The sequence below is a fragment of the Chryseobacterium sp. S0630 genome, from assembly GCF_024158915.1.
Classification (GTDB): domain Bacteria; phylum Bacteroidota; class Bacteroidia; order Flavobacteriales; family Weeksellaceae; genus Chryseobacterium.
Genome location: NZ_JAMZGF010000002.1, coordinates 61,243 through 83,061 on the forward strand (window position 1 = coordinate 61,243; position 21,819 = coordinate 83,061).

Genomic DNA, 21,819 nt, shown 5'->3' on the forward strand with positions numbered 1-21,819 from the left:
TTATTTTGAAATTAAGAATTGAAGTTCAGCTCCGATCTGATTCAGTTTTTCCAGCTGATCAATATAATCTGCTTTGGTTTTTACGGCCTGATTCACCAGGATTACCCAGTCCAGATAATCTATTTCTCCTGCTTCCATCTGTTTCTGAGCAGTTTTTAGAATGGTTTCAGATTTTGGAAGCTGTTTTTGTTCATAATTTTCGATGATCTGCTGTTGGTTCATATAATTGTTCAATTGCTGACTCAATCTGTTTTTAAGCTCAATTTCTTTTCTCTGATACTGATTTTCGGAAATGGCAATTTTAGCCTGTGCTGCCTTTGCCAAAGCTCTCTGTCCTTTGGTAAACAAGGGAATTCCCACGCCCACCTGAACAGAATTGAAACGGTTATTATTGATGTTTTTCATGCTCTGGTTGGTATATCCTATAAGAAGATCCGGAAGCAGTCTGCTTTTTTCAAGCTGCACCTCTGCCTCTTCTACTTTGATCTGTTGCTGCAGGTATTGAAGCTCAGGATGCTGTTTTATCATTTCTTCTGAAACCTGAAGACCCACATTCATCGTAGGCTGATCAGCGACAGGTTGATAAAGAATGGTAGACTGAAGTAACAATTGAAGCTGAAGTTTTGCCATGTTCAGGTCATTTTCCAAAGTGTTTAACTGTACTTTTACCTGTTCTTTCTGAATTTCTGCGGTGGATTCCTCCAGAATATTGGCTTCTCCTTTTTTTAATCTTAATCCTGCTTTTTCAGCAAAATGATCGTACAGCCGGCTGATGTATTCCAGGACTTTTTTCTTCTCCTGAAGCACCAGTATTCTGTAGAAAACATCTGTCACTTCTTTGGTAAGCTGTGTTTTGGTGAGATTCTGATTGATGACACTGGCAGACCATTCCGCATCCAGCATTTGTTTTCTTTTTGAATACACGGTCGGAAAACTGAACCTTTGAGAGATTCCGAATGAATTATCCGTTTCCTCGCCCTGAATCTGTCCGAATCCACCGGTAATTTCCGTCTGGGGAATATCCAGATAACTGGCTTTCAGCTTTTCCTGATAATCTGATACCAATTTGGAATTTTTAAGCGTACCATTCTGCTGATACGCCTTTTCCAAAGCCTGATCATAAGTAATGTTTTCCTGAGCCTGATAGGTTCCGAAAGATATTAGCAATAGGAAAACAGACTGTTTTTTATAGTTGATTTTTTTTGAGAATTTCATTTTATCTTTATTAATATGTTCAAAAAGGACGTATAAGATGGGAAGGACAAACAAGGTTAAAAGGGTCGCAAGCATTAACCCTCCAATCACCACCGTTGCCAGAGGCCTCTGTACTTCAGCTCCGGCACCATTACTGATCGCCATGGGAAGAAACCCCAGAGAAGCCACAAATGCCGTCATTAAAACCGGACGAAGCCTGATTTTTGTGCCTATGAGTACAATTCTGCTGGTATTGGTTATCCCATTCTTTTTCAGCCGGTTGAATTCTGATATCAAAACAATTCCATTAAGTACGGCCACTCCAAATAATGCAATGAATCCTACCCCTGCACTGATGCTGAAAGGCATTCCTCTCAACGCCAGAAAATACACACCTCCTATCGCAGATAAAGGAATAGCGGTATAGATCAGAAGGCTGTGTTTTACAGAACCGAAAGCAAAGAATAAGAGCAGGAAAATCATCACTAACGAAATAGGAACTGCAATTCCCAGTCTGGCTTTGGCTTCATTTAAATTTTCAAAAGCACCGCCGTAAGAAACAGTGTATCCGGGAGATAATTTCAGGCTTTTATCTGCTTTTTGCTGAAGTTCTTCCACGATACTCTGGACATCTCTTCCTCTCACATTAAAGCCTACAATAATCCTTCTTTTGGTATCTTCCCTCTGAATCTGGTTCGGACTGTTTTTAAGCTCTACTTTAGCAAGCTGTGACAAGGGAATCTGTTCTCCTGAAGCGGTAGGAACCAAAAGATTTTGGATGCTCGTGATATCTTTTTTATGCTCATTATCCATTCTCACTACGATGTCAAACTTTTTTTCACCTTCATATAAAGCTCCCGCAGTCTGACCGGCAAAAGCCATATTAATTACCCTGTTGATATCTGCCACAGAAATATTGTATCGGGAAAGCTCTGAGCGGTTATAATCAATCACAACCTGCGGAGCGCCTACTACCGGCTCAATATAAAGGTCCTGCGCTCCTTTTACCGTATTAATAATAGTTCCGATCTTTTTTGCGTAGGTAGCAAGGCTGTCCAGATCATCACCATAAATTTTACAGACCACATCCTGTCTTGCTCCGGTCATCAGTTCATTGAAACGCATCTGTACAGGAAACTGAAAGCTGGTGGTAAGGCCTGGGATAACGCTTAATGCTTTGCTCATTTTGTCAGAAAGTTCAGGAAATGTTGCTGCAGAGGTCCATTCCTTTTTAGGCTTCAGTACTACGATCATATCTCCGGAGTCCATCGGCATAGGTTCTGTAGGGATTTCTGCGCTACCGATCTTCATCACTGCTTTTTCTACTTCAGGAAACTGGGTTAAAAGGATATGCGCAGCCTGAGTGGTAGCTTTCTTGGTTTCATTGATATTACTTCCCTGAAGAATCCTCATTTCAACAGCAAAATCACCTTCCTCCAGAGACGGAATAAACTCTCCACCCATTCTGGAAAGGGTAAAAACAGCACCTGCAAACAGGACTAAAACCCCAACAATAATGGTTTTTCTGAATTTAAGAGCTTTCATCAATAATTTCTGATGCCCGGTTTCCACTTTACCCATCACACGGTCTGAGATATTCTCCTTTTCTTTTTTCTTTCTGCTTAATACCAGAGAACTCATCATCGGAATATACGTCAGGGAAAGAATAAATGCCCCTATCAGGGCAAAAGCCACCGTCTGTGCCATAGGCTTGAACATCTTTCCTTCAATGCCCTGAAGGGTAAAAATCGGAAGATAGACGATTAAGATAATGATCTGCCCGAAAACCGCACTGTTAACCATTTTGGCCGCAGAACCTGAAACCTGATCATCCATTTCTTTTTTGCTGAGCATATTGTCTTTTCCAAAATGCTTTTTATGAGCAAGCTGATGCAGCACGGCTTCCACAATAATGACGGCTCCATCTACGATAAGACCGAAATCCAGTGCCCCAAGGCTCATCAGATTTCCTCCCACACCGAAAATATTCATCATGATAATCGCGAATAGCATCGCCAAAGGAATGACGGACGCCACCAATAATCCTGCTCTGAAATTTCCAAGGAATAAAACCAGAATGAAAACCACAATCAATGCTCCTTCCATCAGGTTGGTTTTTACCGTACTGATGGTATTATTCACCATTTTAGCACGATCAAGAAAAGGCTCAATCACCACTCCTTCCGGTAAAGATTCCTGGATTTTTTCAAGTCTCTGCTTGATATTTCCAATCACGACATTGGCATTTTCACCTTTCAGCATCAGAACAATTGCTCCGGAAACCTCTCCGGTATCATTATAAGTCATAGCGCCATACCTTGTCGCATAACCGATCTTCACAGATGCTACATCTTTGATATGCACAGGAATGCCTTCTTTTGTTTCCGCTACCTGAATGCTTCCAATATCTTCCGTACTTCCCAGAAGCCCTTCGCTGCGGATAAACAGAACGGTTTCTTTCTTTTCAATATAAGCCCCTCCGGTATTCTGGTTATTCTTTTCCAGCGCTGCAAATACATCATTGATATTGATGTTAAAGGCCTGTAGTTTATTTGGATTAATGGCAATTTCATACTGCTTTAATTTTCCTCCGAAGCTGCTTACATCTGCCACTCCTTTCGTTCCAAGGAGCTGTCTTCTGACCACCCAGTCCTGGATGGTTCTGAGTTCTGTTTCATCATACACATTTTCATATCCTTTTTTGGCCCTTACCACATACTGGAAAATCTCTCCCAATCCGGTTGAAATAGGCCCTAGTTCCGGTTTACCGATTCCCGCCGGGATATTGTCCTGAACGAGCTGTAAACGCTCCTGAACCTGCTGGCGTGCCCAATACACATCCGTTTTGTCATCAAAAACAACAGTTACTAAAGACAGTCCGAAACGTGAGAAGCTCCTCAGCTCCGTAATTCCGCTGATATTGCTGGTCGCCTGTTCGATTGGAAATGTTACAAGGCGTTCTATATCTGCAGCCCCATAAGAAGGAGCTGTGGTAATGATCTGAACCTGATTGTTGGTGATATCCGGCTGGGCATCAATAGGAAGTCTGGTGGTTTCATAAACTCCAAAAAGGATGAGCGCCACTGTAAACAGAGCAATGATGAGTTTATTCTTTACAGAAAACTCAATAATTTTATTTAACATGGAAAAAACTATTAATTATAACCCGGAATGCCTTATGAAAACTGATGTCATTAAAAAAGTATGATTAAAATGATCCTGCAAAACCACGGATCTTCATTCAAAAGAATAAGTCTTTTGGATCTGAGCGGGGATTTCCTACAGCAGAAAGATTCAAAATAAAGCTTTTGTAACTCCTGTAATGAATGGTGAAGCATCATGATAATGCATTGCGGATTAATTGATATATAACAAGAATTGACTGCTTTAAGTAAAAAACATAAAGCATTAATTTTCAATATAAAGTCAATTAAGAAAGCCGTGGAGGCTGGAAAATCTGAGAAAGATACTGTTGGAAGAAATCTTTTTCCTTGTAGATACTGGTTTTTTTTGAAACAGTAATCTCTTTAGGTTTTTTTATTTCAAATGAAAGTTCCGGAAGCTGGGCATGCACTGTCAATACAATCGGTGGATTGATAAACGGCAGTTTCTGATCAGTATCCCAGTCTGAATCCTGCTTGTGATTATCATAATGCTCCATGACAAACTCTGAAAGGCTTCCGTGGTATTCCATGAAATGTTCCACAAACATAGGCACTTTCAGTACTTCCCCCGCATTGGTGGTAGCCAGCACATACATCATTGAACATAATATGGAGAACCATTTTAACATGGGTGCAAATATAGGGCTTAAATTTTTCCTGAATAGGCTTTAATATTAATTTTTTGAGAATTTTAGCCAGTTTAAAAGCAGTTTAAATAAATAATAACTCTTCGTAAAAATGTTAGGTTTGTCAAACAAAAATTAAAGCCTTGACTTCAGTCTGCTCAATGTCTCCTGTGAGATATTAAGATAAGAAGCCACCATTTTATTGGAAAGCCTTCTTACCACCACAGGGTTTTCATCCAGAAGCTGACGGTATTTTTCAAGTGCATCCTGAACAAGGAAAGACATCAGCCTTTTGGTATTATTTACATAAGCAGTTTCAAGATATATTCTGTAAAACTTTTCCCATTGAGGAATAATCTCCAGAAGATGATAAAAATCTTTATGAGTAATATAATATACTTCTGAATCCTCTACGGCTTCTATGAATTCCTCAGAGGGTTCAGAAGTAATAAAACTGGTGAGTGCGGTTGCAAACTGATTTTCAAAAGCAAAATACCGGGTAGAATCCTGCCCTTCTTCATTAATAAAAAATATACGGAGACAGCCATTTACAACAAAAAATGTTCTCTGGCTGTTTTGCCCGTTGGAAAGTAATAACTCATTTTTTTTCAGGGAAATAACTTTAAAATAAGAAAGTATAGTTTCCAATTCATGATCTGTTATTGATATTCTATTTTTGATATATGACGTTAAAAGTTCCTGCATGTAAGCAAAAATAGTGATAAATGGCTTTGCTTACACCTTTTATTCTTTACTGTTTAGAGGTTTTCTGCCTGTCCGGCTTTCCAGTATGAACAAATGTACATGCCATGCGGATCCCATTCCAGTGTTGTTTTGAAGTAAGTACGAAGCTCATGTACAGTGGAATATTCTGCAGCGATATAAACATATTCTTTTAAAATCCCAGGTGGAAAATGAACAGATTTTACAGCTTCTGCAAGCTTGCTTCCCTGCTCAGGATGAGGATTATGCAGCCATTCTACAGATAAATCTGCTGCAGAACACAAGATCAGTTCGTCCTCTTTATCTGCCACCTCCAATATTATTTTTGCTCTTACATAGGAAGGAAACTGTTCTGCGATAGCACAAATCACAGGCAGTGCCGTTGCGTCTCCTGCAAGCAGGTAAAAATCAGCATTCGGAACTAATGGTTTTGAACTTTCTTTCATACCTATTTCCAATAGATCTCCTGGTTTGGCCTTTAATGCCCATGCAGAAGCTGGTCCATTGTCACCATGAGCTACAAAATCAACACTCAGTTCTTTTTCTTCCAGGTCAATTTTTCTATTGGTATAGGTTCTGATCAGAGTGATGTTTTCCTCAGTGGGGATAAAGATTTTATTATTAGATCCGGGCTTAACATTCGCCAATAGTTCAGCCTGTTTTTCATCAATATCAAATATAACACGGATTAAATGTGGTGTAATAAAGAGTTTCTTTTTAACGGTAAATACAGAACGTATTTTTTTCGTTTCTTTTACTTGAGATGTTAGTGAATGTTCCATTTTTATTTTTTGTTAAATAGTAAAATAATCATTGCAATGATACAGCTGATGCCTCCAAACAGGTATACAGTCTGATAATCAAACCAACCGGCAATTAATCCTGCAATGGGACCTGCCAATCCTAATGAAAGATCAACAAATGCGACATAGGCTCCTAGCGCTGTTCCTCTCATCTGCGGTTTTACTTTTTGAATGGCAAGAACTCCCAAAGCCGGAAATACCAATGAAAATCCAACCCCTGTTAATCCACATCCGATAATAGCCAATGTTTTGGAAGCAGAAGTCCAGATCAGCATTTGTCCCGCCACTTCGATAATCAGAGAGATCAAGGCTATTGTAAAACCTCCGTATTTATCTGGAAAAGAAGCAAAGAAAATTCTGGTCAGTACATAGCATGCTCCGAAGATCATAAAGGCAAGTGAAGCATCACCCCAATTTTTTTGTGAGAAAAATAATGCAATAAAAGAAGCAATACATCCAAAAGCCATTGATGAAAAAGCAAGACTTAAACCCTGACCTGATATGGCACCAATTACCTTATAGAAAGGCGTTCGCACATGATCTTTATCCACGGGAACAGAAGGAAGTTTTGCTGTGGAAAGCCAGCTCACCAGCGGAAGTAAGGCAATAAGAAGAAAAGCAGGCAGAATATTGTATTCTTTACTTAACCAGATACTGATGGGAGCTCCGATTGCAATTCCTGCATACATGGCAATACCATTCCAGGTCATTACTTTTCCTGAGCTGGAATGTCCTACAAGACCTATTCCCCACGTTAATGCTCCGGTAACCAGAAAACTTTCACCAACCCCGTGAATAATTCTTGCCAATAAGAGAAAAGCAAGTGCAAGGATAGGATTAGCTTGGAATACTACTGCCAGTACATAAATAATCCCAGCAATAACAGCCAGTATTACACCCGACATTTTACTTTTCTTTGCCCCTTTGGTATCTGTAATTTTTCCGGAATAGGCACGGGTTAAAAGTGTTGACAATGATTGCAGCCCAATCACAAGCCCTACAATAATGCTGTCAAAGCCTAATGTGTTCTGAACAAACCTGGGAAGTACTCCCAAAGCAATTCCTATGGTAAGGTAGACCGCAAATACCGAAATGATAATAGGAGCAGTTGCCTGATAGAAATTAATAGTCTGTCCTTTTTCTAATGTTGTACTCATAAATTTTGTTTAAAATATTCGGGTGCAAAGGTCCCGGTACAACAGATAAAAAACTTTGACTTAGATCAAAAAAGGAAGAACAGCCTTAATCAAGATTCAAAAAACCGTCTGTAAGACCTTTCCATTGTATTTTAGCAATCCCCATCATTCCACCTATAGCAGTAGCAAGATTTCTAAAAACATCCAGGAACTGAGCATTCAAGTTGGGGCTTTCATTTCGTCCGTATACAGCTGCTTTTAAATAAGCTATATTTCTGGATATCATAAAGGTTGAGCTTGCTGCAGAACTGTAAAAATGGGCAATATGACGACTTTTTTTATTTTGTGGATTTATCGAAGGTTTGCATGTGATTGATATACTTTCGGAAAAACTGTCCTGATAGAAACAGATATCTGTTATTTCTACCCAATCGTATCCTTTAGCCTCAGGTTCTCCCGGACCCGGAATATCAATCCGGATAAAATCTCCTTTTTGAGGTTCTCGGTTTGCAGGATTCCCATCAAAATCATACAATTTAAATGTAGCAAATGCTTTTCCACTATAACTTCCCCAATTATTAACTGAAAAAAATCTTTCTTTTAATATGGTAAACTTTTCCGGAATCAAATCCTGTTCAAATACTTTTCTGCTTTCTGTATCATGGAAACCTCCGAATTTTTGTGCAGGAACTCCCTTAAATATCTTTGGACTCATATGACAGGTTTTTAAGCAAAATAGAATAAAAAACCTATAAAATTTTATGAGCAGGGTCACAAAAGAGTTAAACAATTGTTTGAATACAGACTCATCAAGGTCTTATTTTGATAATAATTCACTTTTTACGACTTTCTTATTTTGGATAAAAAACAGGCATACAATTCTTCAGGTGGCGAATTATATTTAAATAGATATATTTTTACGCTAGTAATTTCGGAATCCCAAAGAAAACCAACAACATTTAAGGAATAATTATTTTCACTTAAAATAAATATTTTTTAAAAAAAATAAGCTTATGATGTTTTGCATACCATGATTTTTGTTTATATTTGTGAATCGAAATAATTTTTTTTCATCATTTGTGTTTTTTTAAGGTCTTCACTCGTGGAGACCTTTTTATTTTCAATAATCTCATAATTGAATATTGGCTATTGAAGTGAAAAAATGAACGAAATGTGAAATATTATCTTTTTCAATCTCCCCAATCGCTTTTACACAAAGGAATGTATAAAGTTTTGAGATGTTAATAACTCTTCTTTTCAATAAATCCCGACCCGCTTTGTATGTATTTTAAAGCCTATTGAATGGTTTTAATAAAATCAGTTGGCCTGAACTGCATCACAGACTGAAAACTTCTGGTATAGGCCTGAACACTCTTGTACCCTACTTCATAAGCTGTTTCTGAAATAGTAAGATTTCCCGAGCTCAAATATTCCAGACTCTTGATGATACGGAGCATTTGCTGATATTTGCTTAAGGTAAGACCGGTTTCTTTTTTGAAAATACGTTCCAGGGTACGGAAAGATAAAAGTGCTGTATCACTGAGGTCTTCCATTTTGATCTCATCCCGGTAATGATTGTGGAGATGTTCTATAACTTTTGCAAGGCGTTTATCTTTAGGAAGACTGATATGAAGAGTAAGAGAATGTTCTACAAACTGTGGAAGTTCGTTGAACAATGCTTTCAGAAATAGACTCTCATGATGATCTAGGGTCATCAGCTTAGACCATTTCTCTGCATATTTTATCATTTCCTTCAAAACAGGAGGAACAGAAAATACGTTCACTTCATGATAAAAAGGTTCTTGGGTGCTGATCTCCGCAAACATGATCATCAGCTTGATCTTTTCAGAATGGGAATTGGTTTTATGGACAGCATTTGGAGGAATCCATACCGCATGATTTTGAGGAAGGAGATAGATTTTTTCTTCGATAGTAATATACTGAAAACCACTTTCCACATACACGAGCTGCCCTTTCTGATGGTGATGCAGAACATTATCATGCACCCAGTTTTCTTCAAACCATATAAAATAAGGTTTTTTCAGTTCATCTATTTTTATACTGTCGTTAGCGTTCATGTCGTTTCAGGTTAAAACTTTGGCAAAATTAAACAAAATTACTGTGCTAATTTTGTACAAAAGTTTTTATTATGATGAAGAATGAAGTAAAAAAGAATGCTTCGTATGTTTTATTAATCATTAATGTTCTGGTTGTTATATTAATTTCCAGTAACCTCCGTTCACCTATTGTAGCGGTTGCCCCTGTACTGGGAGAAGTAAGAGATGCATTGAAACTGGATAATTTTCAGGTGAGTCTGCTTACGTCTATTCCACTGTTTATGTTTGCTGCCTGTTCTGTTCTGGTGAGTAGATTTTCCAATAAGTTCGGGATCAGTAAACTTCTGATGTACTCTCTGATTATTTTAAGCTTCGGGTTATTTTTACGAATCAGTGGATCTCTATGGCTTTTGTTTTTAGGTTCTCTATTCATTGGTTTAGGAATATGCATCGGAAATGTGGTCACTCCGGGATATGTTAAGAATAATTTTCCGAAGCAGATAGGTCTTATGACGGGAATTTTTGCTGTATCTATGAATCTCACTGCAGCTTTAGCTTCCGGATTCAGTGTGAAAATAGGAGAACTGACAGGTTTTGGATGGAAAGGATCTCTGGGAATCTGGTTGGTAATTGCTGCATTAGGTTTCCTTGTTCTATCATTGGAATTTATATTTAACAAAAGAAATCCGGCTCCACCTAAAACAGCGCTCAGTACTTCAGACTTTAATATGTTCAAATCTGCCCAGGCATGGAATATCAGTATTTTTATGGGACTGCAGTCTTTATTTTATTACTGTCTGGTAGCCTGGCTTCCATCATTTCTTGCTGATTTTCATATGCAGGGAGAAAGCTCGGGATGGGTATTTTTTGTGATTCAGATCACGATGATTCCTGTGACGTTTTGCTGCCCTATTATTGCCAGTAAAATGAAAGACCAAAGACTGATGATCCTTTTCATATGTACCCTAATGTTCGGAAGTACCATGATGTTTGTATTCCTGAAATCTCAGTGGATTTATGTAAATGCCGTGATTATTGGTATTTCTAATGGATTGTCTTTCAGTTTGTCAATTCTGTTCTTTTCTACGAGAACAAAAAGCAGTATCAATGCTGTTAAAATATCAGGAATGGCACAGTCTGTGGGATATCTGATCGCTGCATTTGGGCCTCCGTTGTTTGGAAAACTGCATGATTGGGATATTTCCTGGAACAGTTCATTCTATTTATTAAGCTGTGCTGTATTGCTGATGCTGTATTTTGGATTGAAAGCGGCAAGAAATAAGTATGTGGAAGATTAAAGCTTAACCTTCAGCATAACTAAAAAAGGATAGAAATAAGTTCTATCCTTTTTTTATTTTGTTTCTATGTTAATTCTTTTTTAATGCCTTTAATTTCGAGGCCAGCAGACTGCTTAGTTCTACAGCTACACTTCTTTTGCCTGCTTCTACAGAAGCTGAAGAAATACTTGCATTAAGCTCGGGGATATAAATAGCATCCGTACCCAATCCGCCTCCGTGATTATAGGCTGTCATTCCTCCACTTTTAATTTTCCTGATTCCAAGGCAGTAATTGATTTCCAGATTTGGCGGAACATCTGTATACATGAGCTGTAAAATTTTTGGATCTTCAATTACTTTTCCATTAAATAATAACTGGAAAAACAAGGCCATATCTTTCACATTGGAAGCAATTCCACCACCACCATAGAGATCCCATGAAGGATTAAGTTCTTTTATTTCCCAATTAAACTCTTTCCAATATTGATTCACCAATGGAAGCGATTTTTTTGGCTGTTTTTCAAGCTGAATAAACCATGTATGATCAAGTCCCAGCTTTTTATAATCTAAAAGACTGCGCAAAGCCTGATAAAAAGGCTTTCCTGTTTTCTGTTCTATGATTTCAGAAATTAATACATAATTGATATCAGCATATTTGAAAACTGTACCCGGCTCTCCTATTTTATGTTCTTTTCCTGCCAATGCAATCTGCTCATCCCTTGTCCACTGATGGGTTTTATTACTGTTGATAAAACTGAAGTAATTTTCCGTCACATAATCATGAATTCCGGATGTGTGGGATAACAAATGACGAACATTGACTTTATTCAGATCATATCCGGCACTGGAAAGGACTTTTGCTGTTTTGGGAGTTAAAAGATTTCTCAAAGGATCATCAATGCTTATTTTACCATTTTCTACCAATCTTAGAATAGCGGCTGCCATAAAAGTCTTTGTAGTGCTGGCGATCAGAAGCGGTTGTGAAGGATTAATGGGTGTATTGCTTTTGTTTCCATTGTATCCTGCTGCATAGCTCCAGGAAATATGCTGATCCGGAGACTCTACATCTACAATCAATCCGATCATTTCAGGATGAGCATTGTACGTAGAGTCAACTATTTTTTTTAACAAAGCTTCAGTATTTTGAGCAAAAACAGAGGTACTTATTGCTAAAGAAGCTGTGATAGAGAGTAGTAAACGCATAACGCAAAAGTATTAAATCTCCTTGTAATTAAAGATCACGAAGAGATTTATTATTTCTATTGTATTGAATTTAAAAAGGAAGTTCAACTTCTTCTCCGTCGTCAAGGACAAAGCATCTCTCACTTAATCCATTTTCCGTTATTTTTCCCTGAATAAATTTTATGTCTTCTCTGCAATGGCTTACCGCTTCCAGATGAGTCACCCAAACCGTAGATTCCGGTGCATATTCACAGACTTTTACAATATCTTCACTGGTCATAATAATAGGATCTCCCACAGAGAAAGTGGCAGCACCTCCTGCTACAATGATGTTTTGTGGCTGATGTCTGTCAATTTCTTCTGCAATATCATCATACCAAATCGTGTCTCCTGCAATATAAACTGATTGATTTTCTTTTTTAAAAACAAAACCATTCACAATTCCCATCTTCTCTCCTATTTCTCCCGTTCCGTGCTGGCCTTTGGTGGTTGATATTGTAATGTTTTTCCATTGAAGCTGATCTTTTACGGTCATAATATTGGTAAAACCCTGTGCTGCAATATGATCTGAAATAACATCCGGACAGATGATCGGAATATTTTTACCAAGAAGTCTGACAGCCTCAGAATCCCAATGATCAGGGTGAAGATGAGTGACAGCAACTGCATCAATTTCTTTTAATCTGTTACTTAATTCTTCTTTATTAAAAGGCAGATCTGTGAGAGGGTTCAGTAATTCGCTTTCTGTCATCGGCATTTTTCCCATAGAGCCTTTTTCACCCAGCATAGGGTCTACGAGGATGGAAATTCCATCAATATTCAATAGCAATGTAGCATTGCGCCATAATTGTAATTTCATTTTGAGTATGTTTGCAGAACAAAGCTATTGCCCGAAGAGGGTAAAACAATCGAAGGTTACCAAAAGGTTAACCATATATATTCAATTGACTTATGAATTTTGAAGAATTTAAAAACTGTGGATTAAGACGAAGTCTGGATATTCTTTCAGGGAAATGGAAACCTTTGATTTTACACAATCTTTTTGAAGAAGATCAGGTGCGTTTTGTGGAACTTTGGCGAAATATGCCACGGGTTTCCAAAAAAGTACTTGCAGAACAGTTGAAACAGCTGGAAGATGATCTTATTATTGAACGGATTGAAGTTTATAATTTTCCCCCTGAAGTACACTATAAATTAACAGATAAAGGACAAAAGCTTGGGCCTATTCTTTCCGAACTTCATTCATGGGGAAATGAAATGAGGTGAAATCATTTCACTGATATTTTATATATTGTTGAAAACTACAGGGTGATAAGATAAAAACCTTACAGGTTCTGGAAACCTATAAGGTATATTAAAAAAATTAAAAAAAATTATTACCGGAACAGATCGTTTATTCTCTAAACTGATTCAGCACCTCTGTAATATTCTGATAGACAAAATTCAATTCTTCTGATGTAATACAATAAGGAGGAACGAGATAGATTACGTTTCCCAACGGCCTCATGATAATCCCTCTCTGTAAGAATTCATTGTAAAGCTTCTTCCCTATTTCATTGAAATAAGAAGTGTCATTCCCGGTTTTAAAATCGAACGCTAAAATAGTTCCGATCTGACGAACCTTTTCTACATGAGGATGCAAAGCAAGTACTTTCACAAACTCTGAATGTTGATGGGTGATGCGCTTGATATTCATTTGAGTTTCGTTTGTAAGTAGCAATTCCATACTGGCAAGAGCCGCTGTACAGGCTAAAGGATTAGCTGTAAACGAATGCCCGTGAAATAATGTTTTATAACGGTCTTCAGAAAGGAAAGCCTCATAGATTTCATTGGAGCAGGTAGTGATTCCCATTGGCATAGTTCCTCCTGTCAATCCTTTTGAAAAACACATAATATCCGGCTTTTCCGTAAGATAATCTGCTGCGAAAAGCTTACCCGTTCTTCCAAATCCTGTAAAAACTTCATCCTGGATCATAAGAACACCTTCTTCCCTACAGAATTTCATCAGCTGGCTAAGGTCTTCTGCTTTATACATCAACATTCCGGCAGCTCCCTGAACTAATGGCTCATAGATAAAACAAGCCACTTCATCAGCTAATTCTTTAATCTGTTTCTGCAGGCTTTCCAGATTTTCTGCATTGGGTGTATCTATGAAAACAACTTCAAACAGCATGCTTTCAAAAGGTCTTGTCCAGAAGCTTTTTCCACTTACAGACATGGCCCCGAAAGTGTCTCCGTGATAGGCGTTTTTAAAAGCTAAAATCTTTGTCTTATTTTTCTCTTGATTGTATGCATATTGAATACACATTTTTAAAGCCACTTCCACTGCGGTAGAACCATTATCCGAATAAAAGACCTTTTCCTGGCCAGCCGGAAGAAGTTTCAGTAAATTTTCTGAAAGCTGTACCGCAGGTTCATGGGTAAATCCTGCGAAAATCACCTGTTCCAGTGTATTTAACTGTTCAAAAACACGTTGTGCAATATAAGGATGAGAATGTCCGTGCAAAGTTACCCACCATGACGAGACAACATCCAGATATTTTTTTCCTTCGTTATCATACAGATAAATTCCTTTTCCTTTAACAATAGGAATTACGTCATCAGCTGTTTTCATCTGCGTGTACGGATGCCAGTTTACCGCTTTATCTCTCTCCTGCAGGCTGATTTCTTTTGTTATTGTATTCATATATTGATGTAAAGAATAGAAATGAGTGATGGAGTTGGATTAAACAATAATTTAGTTGAATATGTTGTCGTAAATGTTGGATTAATCGCAAAGGCGCAAAATTTATCCTCGATTACTATTATTTTAAGGACGCAAGAACATTTCGACTTCGCTCAATATTAGATTTTCAGCAAGTGAGGTTTCATTTCCTTGTAGTTTTTTTTAAATTTCATCTGCTTAATTTGCATAATCTGCGAGAGAATGAAAATTTGCAATGTTAAATTTTATCGGAGATAAAATCTTTGTGCCTTAAAATATTACTTACTACAAAAACTTTTGCGCCTTCGCGTTTTCCAACTTATAGAGCAGTTTATAAAAGATCAAAAACCAATTTTATAATAAGCGCTATAATACCAATAATCCAACTCATCACTCATAATTCATAATTATCTAGCAGCATGTTTCTTTTTTCATCATAGGTTTCAGTCCTAATGTCTGGAGCATCTGCATATCTTCAGAAACTCCCGGATTTGGTGTTACCAGTAATGTCTCTCTTTCTCCTGTGAAAATGGAGTTAGCTCCTGCCATAAAGCACCATGCCTGCTCTGTTTCAGACATTTCTATACGGCCCGCACTTAGTCTTACCATAGAAGAAGGCATTACGATTCTTGCGGTGGCAATCATTCTTACCATTTCCCAGGTATCAACTTTTTCATTGTCTTCTAATGGAGTTCCTGCTACCCTTGCTAATGCATTAATTGGAACGGATTCCGGATGTTTTGGCATTGTTGCCAACGTTAAAAGCATTGAAATTCTGTCTCTGTGCGTTTCACCAAGCCCGATGATTCCTCCGGAACACACTGTAATTCCCGCTTTTCTTACGTTATTTATCGTATTGATTCTGTTGTCAAAAGTTCTGGTAGAAATGATTTCTTCATAATATTGCTCAGAAGTATCAAGGTTGTGATTGTAAGCATATAATCCGGCTTCCTGAAGTCTGATCGCCTGTTCTTCAGTAAGCATTCCCAGCGTACAACAAACTTCCAGACCAAGATCATTTACTCCTTTTACCATGTCAATTACCCTGTCAAAATCACGGTTATTACGAACTTCACGCCATGCTGCTGCCATGCAGAACCTTGAAGATCCGGAATCTTTTGCTTTCTGAGCATGAGCAATTACGGTTTCTGTAGGTAATAAAGCCTGTACTTTGATATCTGTGTGGTAACGGGCTGCCTGTCCACAGTATGAACAGTCTTCAGGACATCCGCCTGTTTTGATGGATAATAATGTGGAGATCTGCACTTCAGAAGGATCATGCCATTCGCGGTGTACGGAGGCTGCTTTATAGATCAGCTCCATCAGAGGAAGATGATAAATTTCTTCGATTTCTTCTTTAGTCCAGTTGTTTCTCAATGTTGTTTTTGTATCCATTATCCTATTTTTGTTATTGTTAATTGCCTTGCAGCATGTTGTATAGATTCCTTATCCGTACTGTTGATTTCGGGAATCTTTATAATTTTTGTTTCTTTTTCGATAAAACTGCAGATCACTCTTTCTGTATCTTCCGGAAAATCTCCGTTAAGAATTAAATATTCCAGCTGAATTCCCCTCTGTTGTAAAGCCAGGATTGAGAGCAGGCTATGATTAATGCAGCCTAAATAATTTCTGACCACCAATGCTGTCGGAAGGTTTAATTCTTCAATAAGATCTATCATGAAAGTAGTGTCTGATATAGGAACCATAAGCCCTCCTGCTCCTTCTACAATCAGAGGATTTTCTGTCTCTGGTAATTGAAAATCACTCAGGTGTATGGTGATATTTTCTTCTCTTGCGGACTGGTGTGGTGATGCAGCCAGCTGTAAACGGTAAGTTTCCGGATGGCAGACATTAGTATCGGTCCATTTTTCAATTTTATGACTGTCTGTATAGTGAAGATCTCCAGACTGTATGGGTTTCCAGTATTCTGTTTTAAAATGCTGAACCAAAATGGCTGAGCAGACTGTTTTTCCTATTTCGGTTCCTATTCCTGTTATAAATAATTTCATGTGGTTTGGGATTCGGGGTTCGGGATTCGTGTTCCGAGTTTTGAAGGTTTACTTCTTTAGTTGTGTTATCGCTTTAAATAAATTCTTTAATAATTCCGGTGAGTTTTACAATTTCTTCTTCCTTATTAAAGCTGTGGAGGCAGATTCTCAGTCTTTCGCTTCCTTCTTTTACTGTAGGGCTGTATATGGCATAGGTTAAAAATCCTTCTTCAGATAAAATATCCTGTAATTCTTTCAGTCTTTGGTTGTCCGGGATCACAATAGCCTGAACCGGGCTGGTTTCTGCTGATGGAGACTGTAAATTTCTGCTTCGGAAAACTTTGATGTTATCCTGAAGTTTTTTAGCCAAGTCATGATTTTGATCTAAAAATTCATATCCGGTTTTGATACTCATCCACTGAAAATCCTGTGCTGATGTGGTATAAATAAACGGACTTGCAAAATTAATCAGGTAAGATTTCACTGTTTCATTGCAAAGGATGGCCGCTCCATGAGCTCCCAGAGCTTTTCCGTAGGTCACCACTACAGCGGAAACCTGATTCTGTAATTGGAATTTTTCAATCAATCCATATCCAAAAACGCCAAATGCATGGGCTTCATCTACAATCAAAGAGGCCTTATATTTACTGGCTATCGCAGCGATTTCCTGAAGAGGAGCAAAATCTCCCTCCATGGAGTAAAGACTTTCTATCGCGATATAACAGTGTCCTTTCTGTCTTTTTAAAATATTTTCAAGATCTTCAGGGTCATTATGCTTGAATTTCAACTTCTTAGCATTTGAAAGTTTACAAGCATCATGTACTGACCGATGGATATGTTCGTCCACAATAACAGTATCATGACGGCTTGGAAGTGTAGAGAATAAAGCCAGATTCGCATTATATCCGGATGGAAAAAGCAATGCAGACTCAAACTGATGTTTTTGAGCAATATCCTTTTCCACAGAAACTGTCATATCACTGTTTCCGCTAATCAATCTTGAACCTGTACTTCCGGAAAGCAGCTGAGGGTTATCTGTAACCTTTTGCAGCAGTAATTGTTGAAGCTCTTTACTTTTTGCCAACCCCAAATAATCATTGGAATAAAAATCAATTCCATCAGACTGAATTCGCAAACGCCTTAACGTCCCTTCCTCCTTTCTTTTGTCAAGAGATTCCTGAAAACGAGAGCTATTGTTAAGCATAATTTAACTGAACCACTTCCTGAGTAATTGCATTGATCCACTCTTCGTGCAGTTCTTTTTCTATCGTCAGAATTTGATCCGCGTGATGTTTCCAATCTGGCGAAAATTCATTAAGCTGGTTAATCATTTCTTCCAAATGTCCTTCTTCTTCCAGAATAATAGATTTTACCATAATTTTAGAAGAAGCTTCAGTAAGCGCCTGCTGATATACGGGATAAAGCTCATCTGCACGAACTTCAATAGCATAGGTTACAAAAAGATAAGCGGCATATTTAATATCTGTTTTGTCAAGATTGAAAGCCTTCTGTAGATAACGACAGGCTTTAATATCCAATGAGTGAAGATATTGGCTTGTGGCTATAGGCGCCAGAAGCTCTGTACTTTCATAGGTTTTGCAAAGTTCGGGGTTTATTTTGCCAATTTGTTTTTTTAAATAATAGGCGTGACGGTGTTCTTCAGCAGCATGTTTCAGCTGGATCTGAGAAACCAGGGTTGGATGTTCACATTTTGATATTTTTCTTGCACCGGCATTTTCCATAAAAGAAAGCGTATTCAGCCATTTGGCATGGGTACTTCCTTCCTGTACAATTTTTTTTAACAGATGATTAAATTCCATAGATTTTTATTTTGATGTCAAAAGTAGTATATTGCCGGATGGTTACATTGTGCCAGTTTTGATATTATGGATAGTCCGGTTAGAATTCCCTACGAAAGTTTTATTAAAATAGATAGAAAATCAGAGACTTCTATCTATCTGCAGATTGCCAATCAGCTGATCAATGCCATTCAGAGAGGGTTTCTTCCCTTTGGCACAAAGCTTCCAGGTACAAGAACTTTCAGTGAAATGCTTGAAATACATAGAAACACAGCAGTTGCGGTTTACGATGAACTGTCGGCCCAGGGCTGGACAGAGAGTTTTCCAAACAAAGGAACTTTTGTGATTGGAAAGGATCAGGAAAAACCTGTTAAATTGAACGATTTTAAGCAGAATAACCTTCAAAACTATCCTGTTTCCACTGGTTTTTCATTCAAAACATCCAATATTCTCGATAATCCTTTTGAGCACTCGAATTGTGAATATGTCTTTAATGATGGGGTACCGGATATCCGCTTAACCCAAATCGGACAACATTCGCGGTTTTATAGTTCTATTCTGAAGCGTAAATCTAACCAAAAAGCTTTGGGACATTATAACCATGACGGAAGTGAGTTTTTTAAAGAACATTTATCCCAATACCTGAATCTTTCCCGTGGACTTCCTATTTCCAAAAACAATCTGCTCATCACCCGAAGTACGGAAATGAGTATTTATATTGTTTCCGAGATTCTTCTCTCAGCTGGTGATACTGTATTGGTAGGAGCATTGAGCTACTTCTCCGTCAATATGATCTTTATGAAAGCTGGTGTAGACATTGTTTCAATTCCCATTGATGAGGAGGGAATTATCGTAGAAAGCGTACGAGAAGCCTGTAAAAAGCAAAAAATACGGATGCTTTACCTGACACCTCATCACCACTATCCTACTACTGTTGCATTGAGTGCTCAGAGAAGATTTGAGCTATTGGAATTAGCGAATGAATATGGATTTATTATTCTGGAAGACGATTATGATTATGAATTTCATTATGATAAAAGTCCAATCCTTCCTTTGGCCAGTGCTGATACAAACGGAATGGTAATTTACATTGGTTCTTTCGGAAAATCCTTGGCTCCGGGATTCAGGACAGGTTTTATTGTTGCTCCGGAGAATCTGATGACAGAAATGCGTAAATATCTGGGAATTATTGACCGTCAGGGAGATATTCTGATGGAAAGAGCGCTTGGAGAAATGATTGCAGAAGGGGAAATCAACCGTTATCTGAAGAAATCTTTAAAAGTTTATCAGGAAAGGCGCGATTATTTTTCTTTGTTGTTGGAAGAGAATCTGGGTGATTATATTACTTTTCAGAAACCTTCCGGAGGGCTTGCCATATGGCTGGAATGGAATATTCCACTGAATCTGATGCAACTGAGCAGGAACTGTGCAAAGGAAAATCTTTTTATTCCTAAAACATTGTTGTATCAGAATAAAGGGCTTACGGCGATGCGCTTAGGATTCGGAGATCTTAATTTTGATGAGATGAATAAAGGGATTGAAGTGTTTTCAAAAAATGTGAAGGGATTGATTGGGTGATGAAGTATCACACTAATTGAATAAATTACGGTTTCTCTTGCTGAAAATCTTTGATTTTCTTGCGTCTTAAAAATGCATGAAGATTAAAAATCTTGCGCCTTTGCGATTTTCCAAAAAAAAGAGATTATTTATTTTTTTGAACGCAAAGGCGCAAGTTAGATTATAATAGTTTGTTTTAAGGCGCGAAGATTTTATCTCTGATAAAATTTGATACTTGGATACATAACATAAGTAAAGAGGTTATTCAGAAGGGTCATTCTGAACACAGACTAAAGTCTGCGAACGTAGTTCATCAATGTCGTGAAGAGTCTCTCTTAACCTAAATTATTAATGAGATTCTTCCTTCGTCAGAATGACAAAAGTCGGATTATTGCCCTTTGAGATAACCTTCTCTCTTTACTGATGATGAGTAGGAAAAACTACTTTGTTTTTCTTATGTTTTGGTTTCTTCTTTTTCTTGTTTAAGTAGATAATAAAACCGGTAATCGGGAGTGACAGTGCGATGATGGCGGCCAGAAAATAGATAATTCTGGTGGTCAGTCCCAGGATGCTTCCGGTGTGAAGATCATAATTTCTTTCTCTTAATGCGGTTCCATATCCGATATTTTTGTTTTTATAAGATTGAGATTTTAAAATATCTCCTGAATATTGATCAAAATTAAAATGTTCGTTTCTGTATTGCCTTCCGTCATAAGTCAGCTCAGCATAATAGGTTCCTTCTTCCGATCTTGGAAAATTAACAAGTGCTGATTTTTTGTCTTTCAATCCTTTTTCCATGGTATTTCCAATGAGATTGAGAATATTTTCACGGTTTGAAAATTCTTCGGAAGGGATTGTACTTTTAGTTTTCTTTTCTATGGGAATATTTCCGTTCAATGTGTTCTTTACCCATATATCTACATCTTCAAAGCTCCATATCAATGCGGAATAAGAGATTAAGAGTAAAGGAATGATGGCATAGAATCCCAACACATTATGAGCATCATAGTTAATCCTTTTCCAATTGGCAGATATTTTAATGAAAAACATTCCTTTCAGCATGGCTTTACTCATTTTTCGGGGATACCATATCACAAGCCCCGATAAAAGAATGATGGCAAATATCAATGTGGAATAACCGGTAATCGCTTTTCCGATTTTTTCGCCCAATAGAAGCCTTCGGTGAAGATCCAGTACAATTTCGAAGAAATCTTTTTTGGCATCTTCTACTTCCTGTACTTTTCCGGTGTAAGGATCTACGTAAATTCGATAATAATAAAGATAAGTTCCCCAATACGTCCATGCGTCGTTATCCATTTTTAAGGTACGGAATACATACGTTCGTGAGGGATCAGAAGGCATAACGACTCTTTTGACCTTTAAACCTTCAGGAAGTGCTTTTTCTGCTTTTTCCGTAAGTTCTGCCAATGAAAGTTTTTTTCTTCCAATGTTTTCAACGTAATATCGGTTGGGGTGAACAATATGTTTTAATTCTTCTTCAAAAACCAGGATACATCCTGTAGCAGCCATGATAACAACTATAAGCCCGGACGTTAGTCCGAGCCATAGATGTAACTGATATGCAATTTTTCTAAACTTTAACTTCATT

At 37.8% G+C, this 21,819-nt stretch carries 18 protein-coding genes; 3 read left to right on the plus strand and 15 right to left on the minus strand.

Annotation, left to right across the window (positions count from 1 at the left end; translation table 11 throughout):
* From NK356_RS01190 to NK356_RS01220, 7 genes are all read right to left on the minus strand, one after another.
* Complete coding sequence (locus NK356_RS01190; RefSeq protein ID WP_253315998.1) at window positions 1-4,338, minus strand: CusA/CzcA family heavy metal efflux RND transporter; 4,338 nt, start codon at window positions 4,336-4,338, stop codon at window positions 1-3.
* A gap of 286 nt (window positions 4,339-4,624) precedes the next feature.
* Window positions 4,625-4,987, minus strand: coding sequence for a hypothetical protein (locus NK356_RS01195; RefSeq protein WP_156106525.1), 363 nt, complete (start codon window positions 4,985-4,987; stop codon window positions 4,625-4,627).
* Between the two features lie 132 nt (window positions 4,988-5,119).
* On the minus strand, window positions 5,120-5,689 hold the full coding sequence (locus NK356_RS01200) for a Crp/Fnr family transcriptional regulator (RefSeq protein ID WP_034698089.1): 570 nt from the start codon (window positions 5,687-5,689) through the stop codon (window positions 5,120-5,122).
* 53 nt (window positions 5,690-5,742) lie between these two features.
* Complete coding sequence (locus NK356_RS01205) at window positions 5,743-6,489, minus strand: siderophore-interacting protein (RefSeq protein ID WP_253315999.1); 747 nt, start codon at window positions 6,487-6,489, stop codon at window positions 5,743-5,745.
* 2 nt (window positions 6,490-6,491) lie between these two features.
* Window positions 6,492-7,667 carry an MFS transporter gene (locus tag NK356_RS01210; RefSeq protein ID WP_253316000.1) on the minus strand — a complete coding sequence of 392 codons (1,176 nt, stop codon included), beginning with the start codon at window positions 7,665-7,667 and terminating at the stop codon, window positions 6,492-6,494.
* Window positions 7,668-7,752: 85 nt separating this feature from the next.
* Entirely contained in the window at window positions 7,753-8,361 is a 609-nt protein-coding gene (locus NK356_RS01215) for a hypothetical protein (RefSeq protein ID WP_253316001.1), read from the minus strand.
* A 580-nt stretch (window positions 8,362-8,941) separates the two neighbouring features.
* The gene (locus NK356_RS01220; RefSeq protein WP_253316002.1) at window positions 8,942-9,724 is read right to left on the minus strand and encodes an AraC family transcriptional regulator; all 783 of its coding nucleotides are present in this window, start codon (window positions 9,722-9,724) and stop codon (window positions 8,942-8,944) included.
* A gap of 71 nt (window positions 9,725-9,795) precedes the next feature.
* Here NK356_RS01220 and NK356_RS01225 point away from each other — a divergent pair, with 71 nt between their 5' ends.
* Window positions 9,796-11,001 carry an MFS transporter gene (locus NK356_RS01225; RefSeq protein ID WP_253316003.1) on the plus strand — a complete coding sequence of 402 codons (1,206 nt, stop codon included), beginning with the start codon at window positions 9,796-9,798 and terminating at the stop codon, window positions 10,999-11,001.
* Window positions 11,002-11,070: 69 nt separating this feature from the next.
* On the opposite strand, the gene NK356_RS01230 is transcribed toward NK356_RS01225, so the two are convergent.
* A complete protein-coding gene (locus NK356_RS01230) occupies window positions 11,071-12,183 on the minus strand; it encodes a serine hydrolase (protein ID WP_253316004.1) in 1,113 nt (370 codons plus the stop codon).
* A 70-nt stretch (window positions 12,184-12,253) separates the two neighbouring features.
* A complete protein-coding gene (locus tag NK356_RS01235) occupies window positions 12,254-13,021 on the minus strand; it encodes an MBL fold metallo-hydrolase (RefSeq protein ID WP_253316005.1) in 768 nt (255 codons plus the stop codon).
* 92 nt (window positions 13,022-13,113) lie between these two features.
* Here NK356_RS01235 and NK356_RS01240 point away from each other — a divergent pair, with 92 nt between their 5' ends.
* Window positions 13,114-13,428, plus strand: coding sequence for a helix-turn-helix domain-containing protein (locus NK356_RS01240; RefSeq protein ID WP_034698105.1), 315 nt, complete (start codon window positions 13,114-13,116; stop codon window positions 13,426-13,428).
* Window positions 13,429-13,555: 127 nt separating this feature from the next.
* Here NK356_RS01240 and bioA read toward each other — a convergent pair whose 3' ends face one another.
* The 5 genes from bioA to NK356_RS01265 form a co-directional block, all read right to left on the minus strand.
* Window positions 13,556-14,848, minus strand: coding sequence for an adenosylmethionine--8-amino-7-oxononanoate transaminase (bioA, locus tag NK356_RS01245; RefSeq protein WP_253316006.1), 1,293 nt, complete (start codon window positions 14,846-14,848; stop codon window positions 13,556-13,558).
* A gap of 429 nt (window positions 14,849-15,277) precedes the next feature.
* Window positions 15,278-16,261, minus strand: coding sequence for a biotin synthase BioB (gene bioB / locus NK356_RS01250; RefSeq protein ID WP_034698110.1), 984 nt, complete (start codon window positions 16,259-16,261; stop codon window positions 15,278-15,280).
* On the minus strand, window positions 16,261-16,875 hold the full coding sequence (gene bioD, locus NK356_RS01255) for a dethiobiotin synthase (protein ID WP_034698112.1): 615 nt from the start codon (window positions 16,873-16,875) through the stop codon (window positions 16,261-16,263). The genes bioB and bioD overlap by 1 nt, the downstream gene beginning before the upstream one ends.
* Before the next feature lie 73 nt (window positions 16,876-16,948).
* On the minus strand, window positions 16,949-18,058 hold the full coding sequence (locus NK356_RS01260; RefSeq protein WP_253316007.1) for a pyridoxal phosphate-dependent aminotransferase family protein: 1,110 nt from the start codon (window positions 18,056-18,058) through the stop codon (window positions 16,949-16,951).
* Window positions 18,051-18,674, minus strand: a complete 624-nt coding sequence (locus NK356_RS01265; protein WP_253316008.1) for a hypothetical protein — start codon at window positions 18,672-18,674, stop codon at window positions 18,051-18,053. Before NK356_RS01265 ends, NK356_RS01260 begins: the two co-directional genes overlap by 8 nt.
* 66 nt (window positions 18,675-18,740) lie before the next feature.
* On the opposite strand from NK356_RS01265, the gene NK356_RS01270 reads away from it, so the two are divergent.
* Entirely contained in the window at window positions 18,741-20,231 is a 1,491-nt protein-coding gene (locus NK356_RS01270; protein WP_253316009.1) for a PLP-dependent aminotransferase family protein, read from the plus strand.
* A gap of 396 nt (window positions 20,232-20,627) precedes the next feature.
* Here NK356_RS01270 and NK356_RS01275 read toward each other — a convergent pair whose 3' ends face one another.
* Window positions 20,628-21,818 (minus strand): PepSY domain-containing protein, encoded by a 1,191-nt coding sequence (locus tag NK356_RS01275; RefSeq protein ID WP_253316010.1) that lies wholly within the window; start codon window positions 21,816-21,818, stop codon window positions 20,628-20,630.
* Between the last annotated feature and the right edge of the window lies 1 nt (window position 21,819).

What these genes read in the sequence shown, in the direction of transcription:
- NK356_RS01275 (WP_253316010.1), bottom strand. Translation starts at nt 21,818, where the DNA reads ATGAAGTTAAAGTTTAGAAAAATTGCATATCAGTTACATCTATGGCTC.
- NK356_RS01215 (WP_253316001.1), bottom strand. Translation starts at nt 8,361, where the DNA reads ATGAGTCCAAAGATATTTAAGGGAGTTCCTGCACAAAAATTCGGAGGT.
- bioA (WP_253316006.1), bottom strand. Translation starts at nt 14,848, where the DNA reads ATGAATACAATAACAAAAGAAATCAGCCTGCAGGAGAGAGATAAAGCG.
- NK356_RS01195 (WP_156106525.1), bottom strand. Translation starts at nt 4,987, where the DNA reads ATGTTAAAATGGTTCTCCATATTATGTTCAATGATGTATGTGCTGGCT.
- bioD (WP_034698112.1), bottom strand. Translation starts at nt 16,875, where the DNA reads ATGAAATTATTTATAACAGGAATAGGAACCGAAATAGGAAAAACAGTC.
- NK356_RS01205 (WP_253315999.1), bottom strand. Translation starts at nt 6,489, where the DNA reads ATGGAACATTCACTAACATCTCAAGTAAAAGAAACGAAAAAAATACGT.
- NK356_RS01270 (WP_253316009.1), top strand. Translation starts at nt 18,741, where the DNA reads ATGGATAGTCCGGTTAGAATTCCCTACGAAAGTTTTATTAAAATAGAT.
- NK356_RS01235 (WP_253316005.1), bottom strand. Translation starts at nt 13,021, where the DNA reads ATGAAATTACAATTATGGCGCAATGCTACATTGCTATTGAATATTGAT.
- NK356_RS01210 (WP_253316000.1), bottom strand. Translation starts at nt 7,667, where the DNA reads ATGAGTACAACATTAGAAAAAGGACAGACTATTAATTTCTATCAGGCA.
- bioB (WP_034698110.1), bottom strand. Translation starts at nt 16,261, where the DNA reads ATGGATACAAAAACAACATTGAGAAACAACTGGACTAAAGAAGAAATC.
- NK356_RS01230 (WP_253316004.1), bottom strand. Translation starts at nt 12,183, where the DNA reads ATGCGTTTACTACTCTCTATCACAGCTTCTTTAGCAATAAGTACCTCT.
- NK356_RS01225 (WP_253316003.1), top strand. Translation starts at nt 9,796, where the DNA reads ATGATGAAGAATGAAGTAAAAAAGAATGCTTCGTATGTTTTATTAATC.
- NK356_RS01190 (WP_253315998.1), bottom strand. Translation starts at nt 4,338, where the DNA reads ATGTTAAATAAAATTATTGAGTTTTCTGTAAAGAATAAACTCATCATT.
- NK356_RS01220 (WP_253316002.1), bottom strand. Translation starts at nt 9,724, where the DNA reads ATGAACGCTAACGACAGTATAAAAATAGATGAACTGAAAAAACCTTAT.
- NK356_RS01265 (WP_253316008.1), bottom strand. Translation starts at nt 18,674, where the DNA reads ATGGAATTTAATCATCTGTTAAAAAAAATTGTACAGGAAGGAAGTACC.
- NK356_RS01200 (WP_034698089.1), bottom strand. Translation starts at nt 5,689, where the DNA reads ATGCAGGAACTTTTAACGTCATATATCAAAAATAGAATATCAATAACA.
- NK356_RS01240 (WP_034698105.1), top strand. Translation starts at nt 13,114, where the DNA reads ATGAATTTTGAAGAATTTAAAAACTGTGGATTAAGACGAAGTCTGGAT.
- NK356_RS01260 (WP_253316007.1), bottom strand. Translation starts at nt 18,058, where the DNA reads ATGCTTAACAATAGCTCTCGTTTTCAGGAATCTCTTGACAAAAGAAAG.